This is a genomic window from Acidipila sp. EB88, assembly GCF_003858395.1.
Taxonomy (GTDB): Bacteria; Acidobacteriota; Terriglobia; order Terriglobales; family Acidobacteriaceae; genus EB88.
On record NZ_QWEV01000005.1, the window covers coordinates 1,605,909 to 1,623,829 of the forward strand.

At 64.3% G+C, this 17,921-nt stretch carries 14 protein-coding genes; 8 read left to right on the top strand and 6 right to left on the bottom strand.

Annotation, left to right across the window (positions count from 1 at the left end):
* Nucleotides 1-59: 59 nt before the first annotated feature.
* The 7 genes from D1Y84_RS07415 (at nt 60) to hrpB (ending at nt 8,439) form a co-directional block, all read left to right on the top strand.
* Complete coding sequence (locus tag D1Y84_RS07415; RefSeq protein ID WP_124847943.1) at nt 60-443, top strand: hypothetical protein; 384 nt, start codon at nt 60-62, stop codon at nt 441-443.
* A 105-nt stretch (nt 444-548) separates the two neighbouring features.
* Nucleotides 549-1,580, top strand: coding sequence for a radical SAM protein (locus D1Y84_RS07420; protein WP_124847944.1), 1,032 nt, complete (start codon nt 549-551; stop codon nt 1,578-1,580).
* A gap of 186 nt (nt 1,581-1,766) precedes the next feature.
* The gene (gene lpdA, locus D1Y84_RS07425; RefSeq protein WP_124847945.1) at nt 1,767-3,206 is read left to right on the top strand and encodes a dihydrolipoyl dehydrogenase; all 1,440 of its coding nucleotides are present in this window, start codon (nt 1,767-1,769) and stop codon (nt 3,204-3,206) included.
* A 120-nt stretch (nt 3,207-3,326) separates the two neighbouring features.
* A complete protein-coding gene (gene lipB, locus D1Y84_RS07430; RefSeq protein WP_124847946.1) occupies nt 3,327-4,106 on the top strand; it encodes a lipoyl(octanoyl) transferase LipB in 780 nt (259 codons plus the stop codon).
* A gap of 375 nt (nt 4,107-4,481) precedes the next feature.
* A complete protein-coding gene (locus D1Y84_RS07435) occupies nt 4,482-5,384 on the top strand; it encodes a class I SAM-dependent methyltransferase (protein WP_124847947.1) in 903 nt (300 codons plus the stop codon).
* Nucleotides 5,385-5,475: 91 nt separating this feature from the next.
* Entirely contained in the window at nt 5,476-5,904 is a 429-nt protein-coding gene (gene ruvX / locus D1Y84_RS07440) for a Holliday junction resolvase RuvX (RefSeq protein ID WP_233581238.1), read from the top strand.
* Nucleotides 5,905-6,072: 168 nt separating this feature from the next.
* Nucleotides 6,073-8,439, top strand: a complete 2,367-nt coding sequence (gene hrpB, locus D1Y84_RS07445) for an ATP-dependent helicase HrpB (RefSeq protein ID WP_370245806.1) — start codon at nt 6,073-6,075, stop codon at nt 8,437-8,439.
* A gap of 159 nt (nt 8,440-8,598) precedes the next feature.
* On the opposite strand, the gene D1Y84_RS07450 is transcribed toward hrpB, so the two are convergent.
* The 6 genes from D1Y84_RS07450 to D1Y84_RS07475 all read right to left on the bottom strand — a co-directional run bounded on the left by D1Y84_RS07450 (nt 8,599) and on the right by D1Y84_RS07475 (nt 16,814).
* Nucleotides 8,599-8,916, bottom strand: a complete 318-nt coding sequence (locus tag D1Y84_RS07450; RefSeq protein ID WP_233581241.1) for a hypothetical protein — start codon at nt 8,914-8,916, stop codon at nt 8,599-8,601.
* 200 nt (nt 8,917-9,116) lie between these two features.
* Complete coding sequence (rbsK, locus tag D1Y84_RS07455) at nt 9,117-10,052, bottom strand: ribokinase (RefSeq protein ID WP_124847949.1); 936 nt, start codon at nt 10,050-10,052, stop codon at nt 9,117-9,119.
* A 3-nt stretch (nt 10,053-10,055) separates the two neighbouring features.
* Nucleotides 10,056-10,937, bottom strand: coding sequence for a formylglycine-generating enzyme family protein (locus D1Y84_RS07460; protein ID WP_233581243.1), 882 nt, complete (start codon nt 10,935-10,937; stop codon nt 10,056-10,058).
* A gap of 125 nt (nt 10,938-11,062) precedes the next feature.
* The gene (locus D1Y84_RS07465) at nt 11,063-11,914 is read right to left on the bottom strand and encodes a peptidyl-prolyl cis-trans isomerase (RefSeq protein ID WP_158615369.1); all 852 of its coding nucleotides are present in this window, start codon (nt 11,912-11,914) and stop codon (nt 11,063-11,065) included.
* Nucleotides 11,915-11,978: 64 nt separating this feature from the next.
* Complete coding sequence (locus D1Y84_RS07470; RefSeq protein WP_124847952.1) at nt 11,979-15,293, bottom strand: TonB-dependent receptor; 3,315 nt, start codon at nt 15,291-15,293, stop codon at nt 11,979-11,981.
* A 33-nt stretch (nt 15,294-15,326) separates the two neighbouring features.
* Nucleotides 15,327-16,814 (bottom strand): sulfatase-like hydrolase/transferase, encoded by a 1,488-nt coding sequence (locus D1Y84_RS07475; protein ID WP_124847953.1) that lies wholly within the window; start codon nt 16,812-16,814, stop codon nt 15,327-15,329.
* A gap of 592 nt (nt 16,815-17,406) precedes the next feature.
* On the opposite strand from D1Y84_RS07475, the gene D1Y84_RS07480 reads away from it, so the two are divergent.
* Nucleotides 17,407-17,823, top strand: coding sequence for a secondary thiamine-phosphate synthase enzyme YjbQ (locus D1Y84_RS07480; protein ID WP_124847954.1), 417 nt, complete (start codon nt 17,407-17,409; stop codon nt 17,821-17,823).
* The last annotated feature ends 98 nt before the right edge of the window (nt 17,824-17,921 follow it).

Sequence of the window (17,921 nt, forward strand, 5' to 3'; positions counted from 1 at the left end):
TGGCCAGAATTTGCAACGATCCTCTATCTCGCCGCAGCCAAGAGAGTAGGATCATTCGAGTGATCCCAAAGAGCCGCATCTGCCGGTCCCAGTTGTGCATTGTTACCGACATCAGCCAGGCAACACTGCTGGCGAGCCGGCTGCTGTTGCTGCTTACCGGGCTTGTGCTCGCTCTCATGCCCTTATCCGAACATCTATGGAACTGGGATCGCTTTCTGCACGGCGGTCAGGACCTGGAACTCGGGCTATTCACCGCGCTGTCGCTTGTGCTTCTGTCGCTTCTTCTGGCCCAGCCCCTCATGCAGTCATCGCCGCTTGCTATGCAGCCTGTGCGCAGGCACGGTCCGGCGCAGCGACATACAAGGCATTGCCTGCTCGCGTTCTCCCCGGAGAACCCGGTGCGCCGTACGGGTTCCCAGCTCGGCACAATGCTCCGTATCTGATCCGTACCATCGCTTCCTGTGTGGGCGCTGTCTCTCTGTTCCGCCCGCGCTCTTCCTTACGACCTGCCGAATGCAACCCTCGGCGTCAAAGTCAGTGGAGAAGCTATGAAAACTTCTGAAGTCCTGCACGCCTGGTCCTCCATCCTCTCCGGTCGAGCACCCTCTCTTTCCATCGAGATCACCAAGGAATGCCCCCTGCGCTGCCCCGGCTGCTATGCCTTTGAGGCAGCTCACCTTAACAGCGATCTGCAACTCAAGCAGTTGTCCGACTTCAAGGGCGACGACCTGGTGCGCAACGTGCTCACCGTGGTCGATGACCGCAAGCCGCTTCACCTGTCTATCGTCGGTGGGGATCCGCTCGTGCGTTACCGCGAGGTGGAACGGCTGCTGCCGGAGCTTGAGGCCCGCGGCATCCACACCCAGGTGGTCACCAGCGCCTTCCGCGTCGTCCCGGCGGAGTGGCAGCACACCTACAAAAAGCTCAACGTCGTCGTCTCCATCGACGGGCTGCAGCCCGAGCACGACGAGCGCCGCAAGCCCGCGACGTACGAGCGCATCCTCAAAAACATCGCCGGCGCCAAGGTCACGATCCACTCCACTATCACCTCGCAGATCGCCTCGCGCCCCGGCTACCTGGACGAGTTCCTGGCCTTCTGGACGCCCCGTCCGGAGATCGCCAAGGTCTGGTTCTCGCTCTTCACTCCCCAGCGTGGCGCCACCGACGCCGAGATCCTCTCGCCGGCGCAGCGGGCCTCCGTCATGGCCGACCTGCTCGAGCTGCGTACCCGCTACCCCAAGCTCGACATGGCCAAGGGGCTCATCGAGGAGATCGCCTCGCCGCCCAACAGCCCCGAGGAGTGCATCTTCGCCCGCACCACGGAGACCATCTCCGCCGACCTGACCACCCAGATCACCCCGTGCCAGTTCGGCGGCGACCCGGACTGCTCGCAGTGCGGCTGCATCGCGAGCATGGGCCTGGCAGCGGTCGGCCACTACAAGGTGATCGGCCCGCTCACCGCTGGACACCTCTTCATGGGGTCGGACCGGCTGGGCAAGGCGTGGAGGAAGCTCAAGACCGGCGCGCGCCCCTCGCGGCAGGTTGCCACCGCCGCGACGCCCTTCAACATCGTCAGCTAGCCGCTCTGGCTGGTTGTGCTGTGCGGGCCGTTCCCAGCCCGCACCCGCCGGATCATTGAATACGGACCCTGCCTCGGCCCCATCGGGCGAGGCAGCCCGTCGCGTCGCGAGGCGTAGAATCAGGAATTGTGTGTCGCGGGCGACGGCCTCTAGGCTGTGCCGGCAAACTAGAAAACGGGGTGCGGTGTGGCAGCGGAGCAGACGGTGTACGACGTAGCAATCGTTGGTGGTGGGCCGGCCGGCTACACGGCGGCCATCCGTGCAGGGCAGAACGGGCTCAAGGTAGCGCTGCTCGAGCGCGAAGACAAACTCGGCGGCACCTGCCTGCACTGGGGCTGCATCCCCACCAAGGCCATGCTCTTCAATGCCGAGATCTACGAGTTCGTCGAGAACGCCGCGGAGTATGGCATCGAGGGCATCGGCAAGCCCACCCTTAACTGGGGCAAGGTACTCGAGCGCAAGAACGGCATCATCACCAAGCACGTCAAGGGTCTCGACTTCCTGATGCGCAAGAACAAGGTCACCGTGGTGCGTGGCCAGGCGAAGCTTACCGGCCCGGCCAGGGACGGCATCCACACCATCGCCATCGACAAGGCCTCCAACGGCGTCGGCGAAAAGGGTGAAGTCAAGGCCAGGAACGTCGTCATCGCCACCGGCTCCGACGCCCGCATGCTGCCAGGCATCGAGCCCGGCGATCACATCCTGACCAACAACGAAATCCTGATCATGCCGGCAGTGCCCAAGTCCATGATCATCATCGGTTCGGGCGCGGTCGGCGTCGAGTTCGGCTCCATCTTCCGCTCCTTCGGCGCGGAGATCACCATCGTCGAATACCTGCCCCGCATCGTTCCGGCAGAAGACGAAGAAGTCAGCAAGGAATTGCAGCGGACCTTCCGCAAGCGCGGCATCGACGTTCACACCGGCGCACGCGTCGAAAAGGTCGAGAAGACTGCTACCGGTGCCAGGGTCACGTGGATCGATGCGCAGGGCAAACAGGTCGTCAAGGAAGCTGAAAAGGTCCTGGTGGCGGTAGGTCGCGCCCCGCGTACCGACGGCATCGGGCTCGAAACGCTGCCTGGCATCAAGCTTGAGAAGGGATTCATCCAGACTGACGAGTGGATGGCCACCGGCATCGAAGGCGTGTATGCCATCGGCGATATCGTCGCCGGCCTGCCGCAGCTCGCGCACGTAGGCGCCATGTGCGGCATCGTCGTTGCTTCCAAGCTCGCGGGCAAATACGCGCGGCCCGTCAAGCGCAACCTCATCCCCGGCTGCACCTACACCGAGCCGCAGATCGGCAGCGTCGGCCTCTCCGAGGCACAGGCACGCGAAAAAGGCCTGGACATCAAGGTGGGCAAGTTCCCCTTTTCTGCCAACTCCAAGGCCTCGATCATCAACTCGCATGAAGGCTTCGTGAAGGTCGTCACCGATGCAAAGTATGGCGAAGTTATCGGCGTGCACATCATCGGGCCTTCTGCAACCGAACTGATTGCAGAAGCCGTGGTCGCCATGACCCTCGAAGCGACGCTGGAAGAGCTGATGTTCACCATCCACGCGCACCCCACCCTCGCAGAAGCCATGCTCGACGGCTTCGGCGCAGTGGAAGGCCTGGCCATCAACGTCTAGGCCGGCGCGCGGCCGTTCGGAAAGGTCCGGCCTTGTGCCGGACCTTTCCGTTGTGCAATCGATGACAATACCCAGCCGCTACGCACCAGGCTTGGCCGCAAACCCTCGGAAGACTCCTCAATGAGCGACGTCCTCACGCTTCTTACGCCGGGCCGGGTGGACTACCCCCGCGCCCTGCACCTGCAGGAGCAGCTGGTGGAGCTGCGTCGCACCGGCGCCATCGGCGATGTGCTGGTGCTGCTGGAGCATCCGCCAGTGCTGACGCTTGGGCGAAACGCAGACCGCACCTTCATCACCGCCTCCGAAGCCGAGCTCGCGGCGCGGGGTGTGGCCCTGCACGTTGTCAAACGAGGTGGCGACGTGACCTACCACGGCCCTGGCCAACTGGTCGGCTATCCCATCCTCGACCTGCGCACCCACTTCCTTGAGACCGGCGCTCGCATGGGCGTCGTCGACTGCGTGCGCAGGCTTGAAGAGGTGCTCATCCGCGTGGCCGGTGAATACGGCGTGCGTGCCATGCGCGTGCCCGGCCGCACCGGCGTCTGGACCATCCCCGGCGGCTCCATCCCGGAGAAAAAACTCGCCGCCATTGGCATGCACGTCTCGCGCGGCATCACCTCGCACGGCTTCGCGCTCAACGTCTCGACCGACCTGCGCGATTTTGCACTGATCGTGCCCTGCGGCATCGCGGACCGCACGGTCACCAACCTTGCGGATGAAGCAGATGAAGCCAGCTTTGGCACGACAACCTCGATCAACAAAGGCGCAAGCCAACCAGCACCCTTGTCTGTCGCGAGCGTAGGCCTCAACGTCGCTCGCATGTTCGGCCGCATCTTCGAGCGGCAGGTGCTCGCCCTCGACGCCCCGGCAGAGCTGCACCCCACACTGGCCAACTGGTAGTTACGCCTTGCCCCCGCGAATCAGCTCAAACGCGATGCGGCCCCGGTACACCTCGGCCGGCAGATACTGGCGATGCTCTCCGCACAACGGACAACGAACCGCCACCGCGGCCTGCGGCTGTGACGTGGCGCCGGCCGCAATGGGCCGCTGGCAGCCCTTGCAGCGAACGACCCAGGCTGTGCGTGTAGTTGCTCCATGAAAAGCCATGAGCAGAGTCTAGGCGAATACAAGGCGAAAGTGCAAACCAGAGTCACCGGCTCGTAATCCGCAGCCAACGGTATCGATCGATCTCGGCTTTGCCGCTCTTCGCACTCGCTTGCCCGAGCGCTGCGCATGCTCCCCAAAATCGAACGATAAACAAGGAACAATAGACTCATGCGCAAGGGAACCCCGCACGAACCGGCCGCGGCGCAGCAGGCCCCCAACCCGCCCGCGAGCAATATCGCGCGCAGCGCGCTGCACGTAGCCCTGCGACGCGCAGCGCACCAGCTCTACGACCGCCCCCTGGTCTTCCATGACCCGTTTGCCGTGCCATTGCTTGGCTCGGAGCATGCGCACGCTCTGCGCCGCACGCCGCTGCCTGGCGCGGGCAGCCGCGCACGCCCGTGGTCGCTGGCCCTGCGTGCCTTCGCCGTGGCGCGTTCCGTGTATGCCGAGCAGCAGCTCGCCACCGCCTGTGCCTCCGGGCTGCGCCAGTACTGCATCCTGGGCGCCGGGCTCGATACCTTTGCTTGGCGCAACCCTCACCCGGGCCTGCACGTTTGGGAGATGGACCAGCTGCCCATGCAGCAGTGGAAGCAACAACTGGCCGCTGCCGCCGGCCTGCCGGAACCCCATCGGGTGTCGGTGCCCGCCAACCTCGCAGATCCCGCTCTCGCCGCAACACTCACCGCTGCGGGCTGGCAGCCGCACCTGCCCACCTTGTTCTCCATGCTCGGGGTCGCGCCGTACCTTGAGGCTGCCGCCTTGCAGCAGGTGCTCCACCTGGTGCGCGCCCAAGGCGCGGGCAGCGGCATCGTTCTGGACTACCGCCTGCCCCGCGCAGCCCTGGACCTCGAGGAGCAGCAGCAGCATGACTCCCTCGCGGCCCGTGTCGCGGCTGCAGCCGAGCCCTTTCAGCAGGGCTGGACCCCGGTCACCATGGCCGCGCTGCTGCAGGGGTTCAGCCGCGTGGAGGACCTGGACACCGCCACCCTCAACGCCCGCTTCTTCGCCAACAGGGCCGACGGGCTCGCCACACGCGGCGCTGCGGTGCGTCTTGTCTCTGCCTGGGTTTAGCACGCGCAGGCCACACTCAAAGCACTGCGCCGCCCTGCCTGTCCAGCGACCCCGCGCGCAGTACACTGGGCCCATGCAGACCGGCCGGGTAATGGCTCTTGACGTAGGCAAGGTGCGCATCGGCGTCGCGGCCACCGATCCCCTCGGCTACACCGTGCAGCCGCTTCTCACCATCTGGCGTCGCAGCCGCGGCGAAGACCTCCGCAACCTGCAGCGGCTCATCCGCAAACACGAGATCACCACCGTGATCGTCGGCAATCCGCTGCACATGTCCGGCGACCAGAGTCCGTGGGCTGCGCAGGTTCAAGTCTTTGCGGCGGACCTGCGAGAGCGCGCCGCAGTGCCGGTGCAGCTATGGGATGAGCGCCTGAGCTCCGTGGCCGCGCACGAAATACTGGACCAGGCCGGGCACGATCGCCGGGAGCGTAAAGCTATCATCGACCAGGTGGCCGCCGTGGTCATCCTTGAGAGCTGGCTTGCCGCGCAGCCGCAGCCCGGCCCCGGCTCCCCTCCTCAATAAACGCAGGCCCCTCGAAGCAACAAACGCCTGCCGCGCCTCCAGCTCTCTCGCGGCAACTGCATCCGCCCGGCCCGGCGCCTTGCCGCTGCGCGCAGTTTGACGCCCGCACACCCGCATGTTCCGATCACACCAGTGAGTGGCACACCCATCCCTGCTGTTCGTCGGCCCGTGTTGCCGATCGACGCCCTTCTCCCCGACATATGCAGCACGCTCCAACGCGTGCCCACGCTTGTGATCGAGGCCGCGCCCGGCGCAGGCAAAACCACGCGCGTGCCCCCTGCGCTGCTTGCATTGGTCGCTGGCTCCGTCATCGTGCTCGAGCCACGCCGGATCGCCGCGCGCATGGCCGCACGGCGCGTAGCCGCGGAGCTCGGCGAGTCCGTCGGCGAGACCGTGGGCTACCAGGTGCGCTTTGAAGAGGCAATCAGCCCGCGCACGCGGCTGCGCTTCGTCACCGAGGGCATCCTCACGCGACGGCTGCTGACCGACCCGCAGTTGCGCGGTGTGGATGCCGTTGTGCTCGACGAGTTTCACGAGCGCCATCTCGACAGCGACTTAGCTCTCGCCCTGCTCAAACGGCTGCAGCGCACCCGCCCGGGTCTCCTGCTCATCGTGATGTCCGCCACGCTCGATGCCGCGCCCATCGCACGCTACCTGGGCAACGGCGAAAACGCTTGTCCCATCCTGCGGTCCGAGGGCCGCGTGTTCCCGCTCACCATACGGCATCAGACCCACTCCGCTGATCCACTGCACGTGCAGGTGCGCCGCGCGGCAGAGGCATTGCTTGCCGAAGGGCATAGCGGCGACACGCTTGTGTTTCTTCCCGGCGCAGCCGAGATCCGCAGGACCATGCGCGAATGTGCGCCACTCGCCACGCGTGCCAACCTTCTCGTGGTGCCGCTGCATGGCGACCTGTCCACCGCCGAGCAGGATCTCGCCATCACCCCGCAGTCGCGTCAAAAGCTGATCCTCGCCACCAACGTTGCCGAAAGCTCCGTCACGGTCGAGGGCGTCACCGCGGTGATCGACTCCGGGCTGGCGCGCTTCGCGACGTACTCCGCGTGGACCGGTATCCCTGCCCTGACGGTGAGCCGCATCAGCAAGGCGTCTGCCACGCAGCGCGCCGGTCGTGCCGGCCGTACTGCCCCCGGCACGGTGGTGCGCCTGTACCCTCACGAAGATTTCCTGTTACGCCCCGAGCGCGACACGCCCGAAATCCTGCGCAGCGACCTCGCCCAGCTCTGCCTGGCGCTCCGTTCTGTCCCTTCCGCAGTTACACATAGCACTCAGGCAGGTCCACAGCTCGAGTGGCTTGACGCGCCGCCCGAGGCGTCCATGCAGCAGGCCGAGGCGCTGCTCGATCGATTAGGTGCAGCAGGAGAGCAGGCCCGCTACCTGGCGCGCTTTCCTGTGGCTCCGCGCCTCGCCCGCATGCTGGTTGAAGCAGAAAAACGCAACCGCAGCGAAAGAGGCTGCCTTGCCGCCGCGTTGCTTGGCTCGGGTGTGCGCAGCGCAAAAGCAGACCTGCTTGAAGCTATCGAGTCTCCGCAGGAGCCGCGCGTTCTGCAGCAGGCTGCGCAGTTACGCCGCCTGCTTCGCCACAAACAGGACGGCAGCCTGCCCGTTCCCGGCGGCGACGATGCGCTGCTGATCTCAGTGCTCGCCGGCTTCCCCGATCGCGTGGCACGCGTCCGTGCCGGCAGGCAGGTGCTTCTGTCGAGCGGCATCTCCGCGGACCTTGCCGGCGAGTCGTCGAACCCGCCTGCGTACGAGTTCATGGTCGCCCTCGAGGTGGAAGACCGCAGCGACAACCCGCTGCCCCTGGTGCGCATGGCAGCGCGCATCGAGCCCGAGTGGCTGCTTGATCTTTTCCCGGACCGCGTGCGCGCCGAGCAGCGCCTTGCATGGAACAGGACAGCCGAACGCGTCGAGGCCACCAGTGCTCTGCTGTACGACGCGCTCGTCCTGGAAGAATCGCAGGACCTTCGGCCCGACATGGACGCGGTTGCCGAGATGCTCAGCAGCAAGGCACTCGACGCCGGACTGGAGCTGTTTGTGGACGCCATCGCCCTGGAGAACCTTCGCGCCCGCGCGGAGTTCGCCGGCCTGCCCCTCGCCGACACGCTTGTCGCGGAGGCACTGCGCGAGCTCTGTATCGGTCTTCGCAGCTTCGCCGATCTGCGCCGCGTCGCCACGAAGCTGCTGCCGATGCTTGAGCAATCCCTGGGCACACAGCGTCTGCAATCGCTGGCTCCCAAATCGCTCCGGCTGCAGGGCGGCCGCGAACTCCGCATCCAGTACGAGCGCGGCAAGCCTCCGTGGATCGCCTCGCGCCTGCAGGACTTTTTCGGCATGCGCACGACCCCGCGCGTCGGGCCTGCGCAAACAACGGTCGTGGTGCACCTGCTCGCACCCAACCAGCGCGCGGTGCAGACCACAACCGATCTCGCAGGATTCTGGGAGCGTCTCTACCCGCAGGTGCGTCGCGAACTCATGCGCCGCTACCCGCGTCACCAATGGCCTGAGAATCCCTGACGCCGAACTTATGCACGGGCGCCGTCGCCATAAAGAGCGCGCCATGCGAGCAGGCACTTACTGCTGGGTTTGTACCAAGCCACGCGCCACCCTGCTAACTCGTCTGATGTGCAGCGCGAGGAAGTGTTCTGCGCAGGAGCACCTCCTCGCGGCAACGCCTTAGCGCCAGTAGCCGTGGCGATAGCGGTACCCTCCGCCATGCGGATAGTAGCCATCCCGCACCCACACCGCGCCGGGGTGCGGCGGCAGCGCGTAGTGGCCCGGCGTCCACACGTACCGGCCACCATCCCAGCGGTGGAAGCCGCCAACCCATACATACCCGGGCCGCGGCGGTGGTCCGTAGTGCTCCACAATCGGTGGGGGCGGTGCCACGCGCACCACGACCTGGGCTTGAGAAGCAACAGGTAAAAGTGAAGAGAAAAGCGTGAGTACAGCGAGCCTCTTGAGCATGCGACCCTTCTGGTGGCTGGTTGCCACATCTGCTCTCTAAAGACCCGCAACTGCCGGTGATGTTTCTCGCGCACACTCACTTTTTACGCATGGAAAAAGAGCCGAGAGAACTCTGCCGCAGGCGCGCCTGCTAAGCAGCGCGCCGGGCCGCATGACAAAGAATGCGTGGTGCAAAACAAACGCCCGCAGCAAAGCTGGTCCGCGTTGTCTGCAGCCAACTAGCAGACTTAGAGAAGTGCCTTCACCTCAGCCAGGGTCGGCATGGATGGCTGCGCCCCCGCGCGTGTCACCGAGACTGCCGCAACCGCACAGGCGAAGCGAGCAGCTTCAGCAGGCGCCATGCCCTCATGCGCAAGCGCGTAGGCAAAGCCGCCATTGAAAGCATCCCCTGCCGCCGTGCTGTCGACCGCATGCACGTGGAACGGCGGGATCAGCACAGGCGCAACGTCTCGCCCATGCAGAAACACGCCGCGCGCGCCCAGCTTCAGGATCACGTTTCTGACACCTAGGGCAAGCAGTTGATCCGCCGCTGCCTGCATTGCAGCTTCGCTGCGCATGTCCGCGTCGGCGCCGTGCCCGAGATGTTCGAGCAGGGTTGCGCACTCACTCTCGTTCGGCGTCAGCCACGTCACATTGCGCAGCACGCGAGACGACAGGGCACGGGCAGGCGCGGGATCGAGCACAAGCGGTATCTGGAATCGCTCCGCCAGCGTGCCGAGATACTCCACCGTTTCCATCGGGATCTCGAGTTGGCACAGCAGGATCGCAGCCTCGCGAATCACGGCCATGTGCTCGTCCAGGCTCGATGGCTGCAACTGGTCGTTGGCGCCTGAGATCACGATGATCGAGTTAGCGCCGTGCGCACTTACTGTAATCACGGCGGTACCGGATGGCCCTGGCGCCACGCGCACACAGTCTGTATGCGCGCCCGCCTCGGTCAGGTCGCGCAGCAACTGCGGCGCGAACACATCATCGCCCACACGGCCGATCATGTGCACATCCGCACCCAACCGCGCCGCGGCAACCGCCTGGTTTGCTCCCTTGCCGCCGGAGTGCATCGCAAAGCTCTCACCCGGCACCGTCTCCCCTTCGGCCGGCATCCGCTCGACAGAAGCTACCAGGTCAAGATTGATGCTGCCCACTACGACGATCTGCTTCGGCATGGTTCACCCCTCCGGCGTGTGCACAGCCTCTATCGCAGCCGCGTGCTCCACGTCGCGCGCGCAGCGAAAACCGAGATTGCTCGTCGCACTGTCAGGCGTGTTTGAGGAGCGCGCTGCCACCCGGTAACGATTGCAGTACGACGCATGGCAAAGATACGAGCCGCCCTTCAGCACCCGCGCCGTTCCATCCGGCGGCCCCACCGGGTTCACGCGCGTAGCATCTGCATGGAACGTAGTGTGAAACCAGTCCGCACACCACTCCCAGGTGTTGCCGGTCATGGAGTACAAACCAAAGTCGTTCGGCGCATAAGCCTGCACCGGCGCCGTGCCCGCGTAGCCGTCCTCTGCCGTGTTGTGCAAAGGGAACGTGCCCTGCCAGATGTTGCAGCGATGCACGCCGCCCGGTGTCAGCTCATCGCCCCAGGGGTAAAGCTTCTGGTCCAGGCCGCCGCGCGCCGCGTACTCCCACTCCGCCTCGGTGGGCAGCCGCTTGCCCGCCCACGCAGCAAACGCCGCCGCATCGTTCCAGGAGACCTGCACCACGGGATGCTCCGCACGCTCACTCACGTCCGTCCCAGGACCTTCCGGATGCGCCCAGTCTGCACCATCCACGCGACGCCACCACTCCACGCCAGCCACGGACTGCGCGTGGGACGCAGCGTCTACGAGGTCGCCGACGAACACAAAGGCCCAGCCGAAATGCTCTGCCTCGGTGCGGTAGTTCGTTGCCTCAACAAATTGTGCGAATGCCGCATTCGTAACACTAGCGGTATCAATATAAAACGGGTCGAGCTGGACAGTGCGCACCGGGCCCTCGCCGTCAGCCGGGAAGCCCGACGCCAGTGCGGTCCCCATGCGAAAGGCCCCGCCGGGCAACAGTGTCATCGCGTCGGTTGCGCCTGTGGTGGCCCGCGTTCTTGCCTGCGAGCGCTCTGTCGACAGCACAAGGCGTTCCGCTCGTGCCTTGCTCGGGACGCAGCATGGTGGCGGTTGCGTTGCGGCTGGTTTCATCAGGCTAACTCCTCTGCTTTCGCTTCGGGCGCCACGGTGATCGTCGCTGTGCGCAACGCTTCCGCAATCTCCGCCTGCACCCTTTGCTCCCTGCGTCGCTCCAGCATCTGCTTCGCCAGCGCCATCCGAACGTCCTCAAATGGCTGGTAGCCGGCCGGCCGGTGCTCGAGCACAATGGCGAGGTGGAGCCCGAACACTGTGCGAAAAATGCCGGTACGTTGCGAGCGCGCCATAGCGAACACCGCATCTTCAAACGCGGCCACCATCTCGCCACGGGCAACCCAGCCCAGATCAATCCTGCCGCCACAGTCAGAGTAGCGCTCCGCGACTTCGCGGAACGGCCTCCCTGCAGCGAGCTCCTGCTCCGCCTTCAGCATCGCTGCTTCGGCAGCCGCTTCGTCCTGTGGCAGCTCAATGTTGCGAATCACCTGCTGCACCCGCACGCGTTCCTCCACGCGAAACTGTTCGCGATGGCTGCGGTAAAAATCCTCCACCTCGGCGCGGGACGGGCGTGGCTCGTGCCGCGTGACCCACTGGCAGTACTTCTCTACCAGCAGGTGATCGCCAATCGCCTTCCACACGCCGGCGCCGCACACCGAGGCGCTTGAAGTCCCCCACTGCTCCTGCCTGCGCGCTTCCACTTCAGCGGCAGTAACACCTATCCCCTGCGCACGGGCGCGCTGGCGCAGCAGCACAGAGCTGGCCACGCGCCTCTCCGCAAGCTGCCGCAGCGTCCTGGTCTCATGCTGCGCCCCGGGGTGCCGGGGGTCGATGTTGAGGCCGCCAAGATGTTGAAACTCGGCGAAGAACACATCATCTGCGACATAATCTTGATTGATCAGCAGGGCCAAGACTGCTCCAGGGAAAGCTCCCCCCGGGTGCATGCAGGGAGCTTCCAGAGTGACTGCATAGGGGCTAGAAGGTCAACCGCGCCGCGACCTGCACCTGCCGCGGTGCTGCCGCCGACGAGATCACGCCATACAACGCGCTGCCAACCGTGGCCCCTGGCGCAGAGAACAGCGGGTGGTTTAGCACGTTGAAGCCTTCCAATCGCATGTTGAGCCGGGAGTCTCTCAGCCTGGGAACATGGAAGTTGCGCTGCGCACTCAGGTTGAGCTGGTTGATGCCCGGTGCGCGCAGGCCGTTGCGGCTGGCATTGCCAAAGGTGTACGAGGCCGTGTTCACATAGCAGGCCGTGTTGAACCATTCGCTCGTCGTGCCCGCACCCTGCAGGTTGCCATTGCACACCTGCGTGGGCCGCGTCAGCGTGCCCGCGTTCGCCGCGTCATAACTCATCCCAACGGTAAAGGGCAGCCCCGTCTGGTACTGGTATACCGGCGAGACAGCCCAGCCGCCGGCGATGGTCGAAAGCACCGATGCATGGTTCAGAAACGGCTTGCCGTTTCCGAATGGCAGCTCAAGAATGCCCGTGAGCACGTAGCGGAAACGCACGTCGTTGTCCGACGAAGCATAGTTCGCTGCACGGTCGTAGTTGTTCTGGATGGTGTCGCCGACGCCGCAGGTATCGCACAGGTCCAGAGCGGGGTTCTGCAGGTCAAAGGCGTGTCCATACGTAAACGAGTTCAGGAACGAGTAGCCCTTGGCATAGCGCTTCTCAAGCTTTGCCGAGATGCCCTCGTACTGGCTCGAGTTCCAGTTACCAACTGTCTTCACCGGCGCAATTGTGTACTGTGCCAGCGGCCGGCGCGAGTTCACCGTGGTGCTGTTCAGCACGGTCGGCTGGTTGCCCTGGCCCAGCCCAAGCAGCTGCGAGCCATGGTTGCCCACGTAGTTGATCTCGAACAGCACATCCCATGGCAGCTGCTTCTGCACGCTCAGGCTCCACTGCTGCACGTAAGACGTCTTGAAGTGCGTAGGCCAGCTCACCAAAGTGGACGTCGCTGTGGGGTTCAGCACGAACGACGACGAGGCAATCGCAGCAGGCCGGGCAATCGTGGCATCCGGAGAAAGCACAAAACCGGTCGCCGGGTTCAATTGGTCGCTCGATGTAGTCACAGCGCCGTAGCCAAAGAACGGCGGGTTGCTGGTAAGCCGGTTCGTCACGCCCGTGCCTTCGTCCTGCGCATAAAAGATGCCGTACGCCGAGCGGATCGTCATGTCCTTCACGTTGGGCACGCGGTACGCAAGGCCAATGCGCGGCGCAATGTTGTTGCGATCCGGCACGATGAGGGAGCGTGGCAGGCGCGCGTCGCCCGAGAAGATCAGCTGGCCGTACAGGGGCGATCCGGGGTCGAGAATGAAGTTCCCCATCCGGTTCTGTGTTTCGATCGAAGGTGCGTTGTACTCGTAGCGCAGCCCATAGTTCACGGTCAGTGCGTTGGTAAGCTGCCACTGATCCGTGGCATAGAAGCCATAGCCGTACTCGCGCTCCTGGTTCTGCGCCACCGTTCCAGTGGTGAGCGTATCGGTGTCGCCCAGCAGCAGGTCAGCCACGGCATTGCCCGATGAACCGCGTGCGCCTGGGTTCTGCGTAAAGACCCCCGTGTAACCGAATGTCGAGCGGCCGTTCGAAGTAGCAAAGGTGCTCGGACGGATCAGCAGCACTTCGCCGCCAAATCGTAATTGGTGCTGACCTTCGGACCAGGAGAGATTATCGGCAAAGTCGAACACGCCCGAAGTCTTATTCAACGGACTGTTGCCGCAGCACGGTGCCTGGCCGCCCAGGCCGGTGTACGCAGACACGTTAAAGAGCGGTGTGCCCGTCGTGACCGCCGGATCGAGCGAGCCCGTAATTACTTCATCCCGTGCCGCCGTTCCGCCGGAGTCGATGCCTGTGGTGGTCCACGCGAAGCGGAACTCGTCAATCAGCGTGTTGGAAAGAATGCGCGTGTAGCCAACGCCGATGCCCTGTGAGTTCACCACCGACTGGCCCGGGTTTGAAGCAGGCGCAGGCAGGATCGCCTCGTTCGCGGTGGTCGTCACCTGGTGCGCATAGCGCACAAAGAACGCGTCCTTGGCCGACATCTGGTAATCGCCGCGCGCGATCCCATTCTCCACCGAGATGCGGTCCGGCGCGTTGCGCCGATAAATGTTTGGCCCCAGCGCCGGGTCATTCGGCAGCGGGTACAACTGCGCCAGTGCCGCACCGATACTGTTGATCTGAGCCGTGGGAATGATGTTGCCCGCGAACTGCGCGCGGGTTGCCGCAGTGCCCGTGCCTACCGTGGTTGCCGGGTTGTAAATCGGCGTGACCTTGGCGGCGCTTGGCGACTGGGCAAAGTCGCCGATGCGCTCCAGCGCCGTCGGCACCGTCGCAGTCCCCGTGGTCTCGTCGCGCTGATGCACGCCTTCGTAAGCAGCGAAAAACCACACGCGGTCGCGCAGGATCGGACCACCGAGCGAACCGCCATACTGGTTGCGCACCAGCAGCGGCTTGGTGGTCGCGAAGTAGTTCTGCGCATCGGCGTGGTCGTTGCGCACAAAGTCATAAGCCGAGCCGTGGAACTGGTTGGTGCCGCTCCGGGTGATCGCGTTCACAATACCGCCGGCAGCCGCGCCGTATTGCGCGGAGAAGTTGCTGGTGTCCACTGTGAACTCGCGCAGTGCATCGAGCGGAGGCCGCACCATGTCGCGCTGCAGGTTATCCAGTCCGCGCAGGTAGTTCACGTTGCGCGCACCATCCAGCAGAAATGCATTCTGCAGGCCGGTGTTGCCGTAGGCCGTAAAGGAGTTATCGCGGCCCGCTGCAGTGGGCACCGTGCCCGGGATGTAGTTTGCTGCGTCCAGGTAGTTGCGGCCGTTCAGCGGAATATCCGTGAGCTGCTTGTTGCTGATCAACTGCGAGATCGTGTCCGACTTATCCTCGACCAGCGGCGCGTCGCCCGTCACGGTCACGGTCTCGCTCACCGCGCCCGGGTCCAGCTTCAGGTCGAGTGAAATCACGCTGCCTACTGAGACCGTGATGGCATTACGGTCAAAGGCCTTGAAGCCTGGCGCAACCACGTGGACGTTATAGCGGCCCGGCTGCAGCAGCGGCACGTCGGCAATCCCGTGATCGCTGCTGCGCAGCACGCGCACCACCGCACCCGTATCCGCACCGGTAATAGTGACTTCCGCGCCGGGAACGATCGCGCCCGACGGGTCGGCAAGCGTGATGCTGAACTCGCCCGTCGCTGCCTGCGCAAGCAGGGAACGCGCAGGCAGCGCGGCCGCAAGCAAAGCCGCAACCAGAACGAAGGGACCCGAGAAGCGATGAAACTTACCAAGCATGCAATTCTCCAACGGCCTGCGCCGTGCCTCCAGCTAGTAGCTGTTCCCCGCGCCCACCGGCTGCGGATGATCAATGTCCATGGTGTCGCCAAGGTCCCGCTGCGTCTTCTTGAGCGTGGCAATCAGCTCCGTCTTGACTTCCGCATAGGCGGGGTCATCCACCACGTCGTGCATCTCCCACGGATCCTTTTCGAGATCGAAAACCTGGTAGCGCTTCAGGTGCGCGTAGAAAATCAGCTTGTGCTGCTTGGTACGGATGGACCGCTGCAGAACGTTAAGCCACCCGAACATCGCATCGTAGATCGGCTGCGGACTATTGCTGCGCAGCATCGGCACCAGCGAAGGAAACTCCACGTGCTCCGGGATCGCGACGCCCGCGAGATCGCACGTGGTCGCATACATCGAGTGCTGATACACCATCTCGTCCACGCGCTTGCCTGCGGCAATGCCCGGCCCCGCCATGATCAACGGCATGCGCATCGAGCACTCGTACTGATTCTGCTTGCCCATCAATCCGTGCTCGCCGACCGCAAGGCCATGGTCCGCGGTGAGGATCACATAGGTATTGTCCTTCTTACCCGAGGCTTCCAGCGCATCCAGGATGCGGCCAATCTGCGCATCCATGTGCGAGATGATGGCGTAGTATTCGCGGCGTTGCTCCTGCACAGCCTCGCGTGTCCGAGGAAAAGGCGCCAGTAACTCGTCGCGCGTCCTGTGGTCTCCCTGGTCGAACGGGTGCTCCGGCAGATAGTTCGGTGGAATCGCGATCTTGTCCGGTGGGTATAAGTCGAGGAACTCCTGCGGCGCCTGGCGCGGATCGTGCGGCGCGTTGAATCCGACATACATAAAGAATGGCGTATCGCGCTTCGCAACCGCGCCCCGCAGATGATCCACGGCGGCATCTGCGTAAAGGCTGCTCGAGTGTTGAATCGTTTCGTCGCCACGACGGTTCAGCCACACACCACGCTTCAGCCAGTGTCCTTCGAGCGCCTGGTTTGCCGGGTCCCAGTGGTTGCCCGGCGCGGGCCGGTTGTACATGTCCGGCGTCGACGGCAGGTAGCCCGGCGCGACCGGTCCCTGCTCTGCAAACGAGCGCTGCAGCGTCACCGCATCTAGGTGCCACTTGCCCGTGATAAAGGTGTCGTACCCGGCCTCCCGCAGCGTCTGGCCCCATGCCGGCTTGTCGCTCGCCTGGTTCGCGGAGTCCGCGCGGTTCGCATGAAAGGTACTCAGCCCTGTGTTCAACATGGTCCGGCTGGCGACACACACAGCGCCTGTCCACGAGCCCTGGTGAAAGCAGTGCGTAAAGTGACAGCCCGAGCGCACCAGCCGATCGATATTCAGGGTGTGCACCTCCGGATTATTGATGGCGCCGATTGTGCGGAACATCAGGTCGTCAGCAATCAGGAACAGGAAGTTGGGCCGCGAGGATGAAGCCGCCCCCGTCTTTGCCTCTGCATTGTTGTGCGTGGCTACCAGTGCTGCGGAAGCGGAAAGCCCGATAAAATCGCGTCGGTTCAAAGCTACCTCTCTTTCGGTGCATGCCTTTCAACAGAACGCCATCGGCGTGGATCTGCACGAAGCCGGTCGGCTTGGCAATGCCGCCTGCGAAGCTCGCACAAACACAGGTCCTGCGAAGCACGTGAGTAGTCAGTGGGGGAAGCAGCGTTGCAGGATTAGCGACAACAGCGATTGGTCCGCGAGCGCAGAACCAGCGTGCTCCGACGAGTGTCGGGCGAAGCGTCGTAAGTGGTTGCGACGACATGCGGATGCATGTCGCAAGTCTAGCACTGTGCACGGCTTCCGCGAGTGTGGCTGCCACAACCAGGGGCAAAGCATCAGGGCGCATCTGCACCGCGAATCAACACCCGGGCTGCAGAGCGCAGGAGCGCTCCCCTCGCATTGCGTCGGCAACAGATCGAGTGGCGGATGCATTGCAGCAGTGGCACCCATCCACCACCTGTCCTCCCGGCATGCGTGGGCGAGCTCGGGAAGCCTCTCTCTCACAGCACATCGACTGCATGCGGCCGAGTCCCAAGCCCATCCAGTCTCCCCCGCTGCTCTCCAAAAACAACGCCGCCCTGTAGCATCTCCGATAGGCAAGGAGCGAGCCATGAAGCAGTCCGTCCATACCTTTGAAGTCGCCACGCGCGGCCAATCGCTTTACGAGTGCACATCGGTCATCAGCCAGTGGGTGCGGCAACAGCAGCTGCAGACCGGCCTCCTGACCGTGTTCTGCCGCCACACCTCGGCGTCGCTGCTGATCCAGGAGAATGCCGATCCCACCGTTCGCGTTGACCTCCAGGCCTACTTCAATCGCATCGCGCCTGAAGACGGCCCATACGAGCACGACTCGGAAGGGCTGGACGACATGCCCGCCCATCTGAAAACTGCCCTGACGCAGGTGCAACTATCGGTCCCTCTGGTAAGTGGCAGGCTCGCGCTGGGCACGTGGCAGGGTATCTATCTCTTCGAGCATCGGGTGCGCCCGCATCGGCGAGAGATCGTGTTGCACCTCATCGGCGAGTAAGCGCCTCTCCCGTCAAAGCAAAAAGCAGCCGTCACGTGCTGGCCCACGCTTCCCGTGAGCCCTATGCGGCCCGGAGCACCCGGGCAACAGGCCGGGAA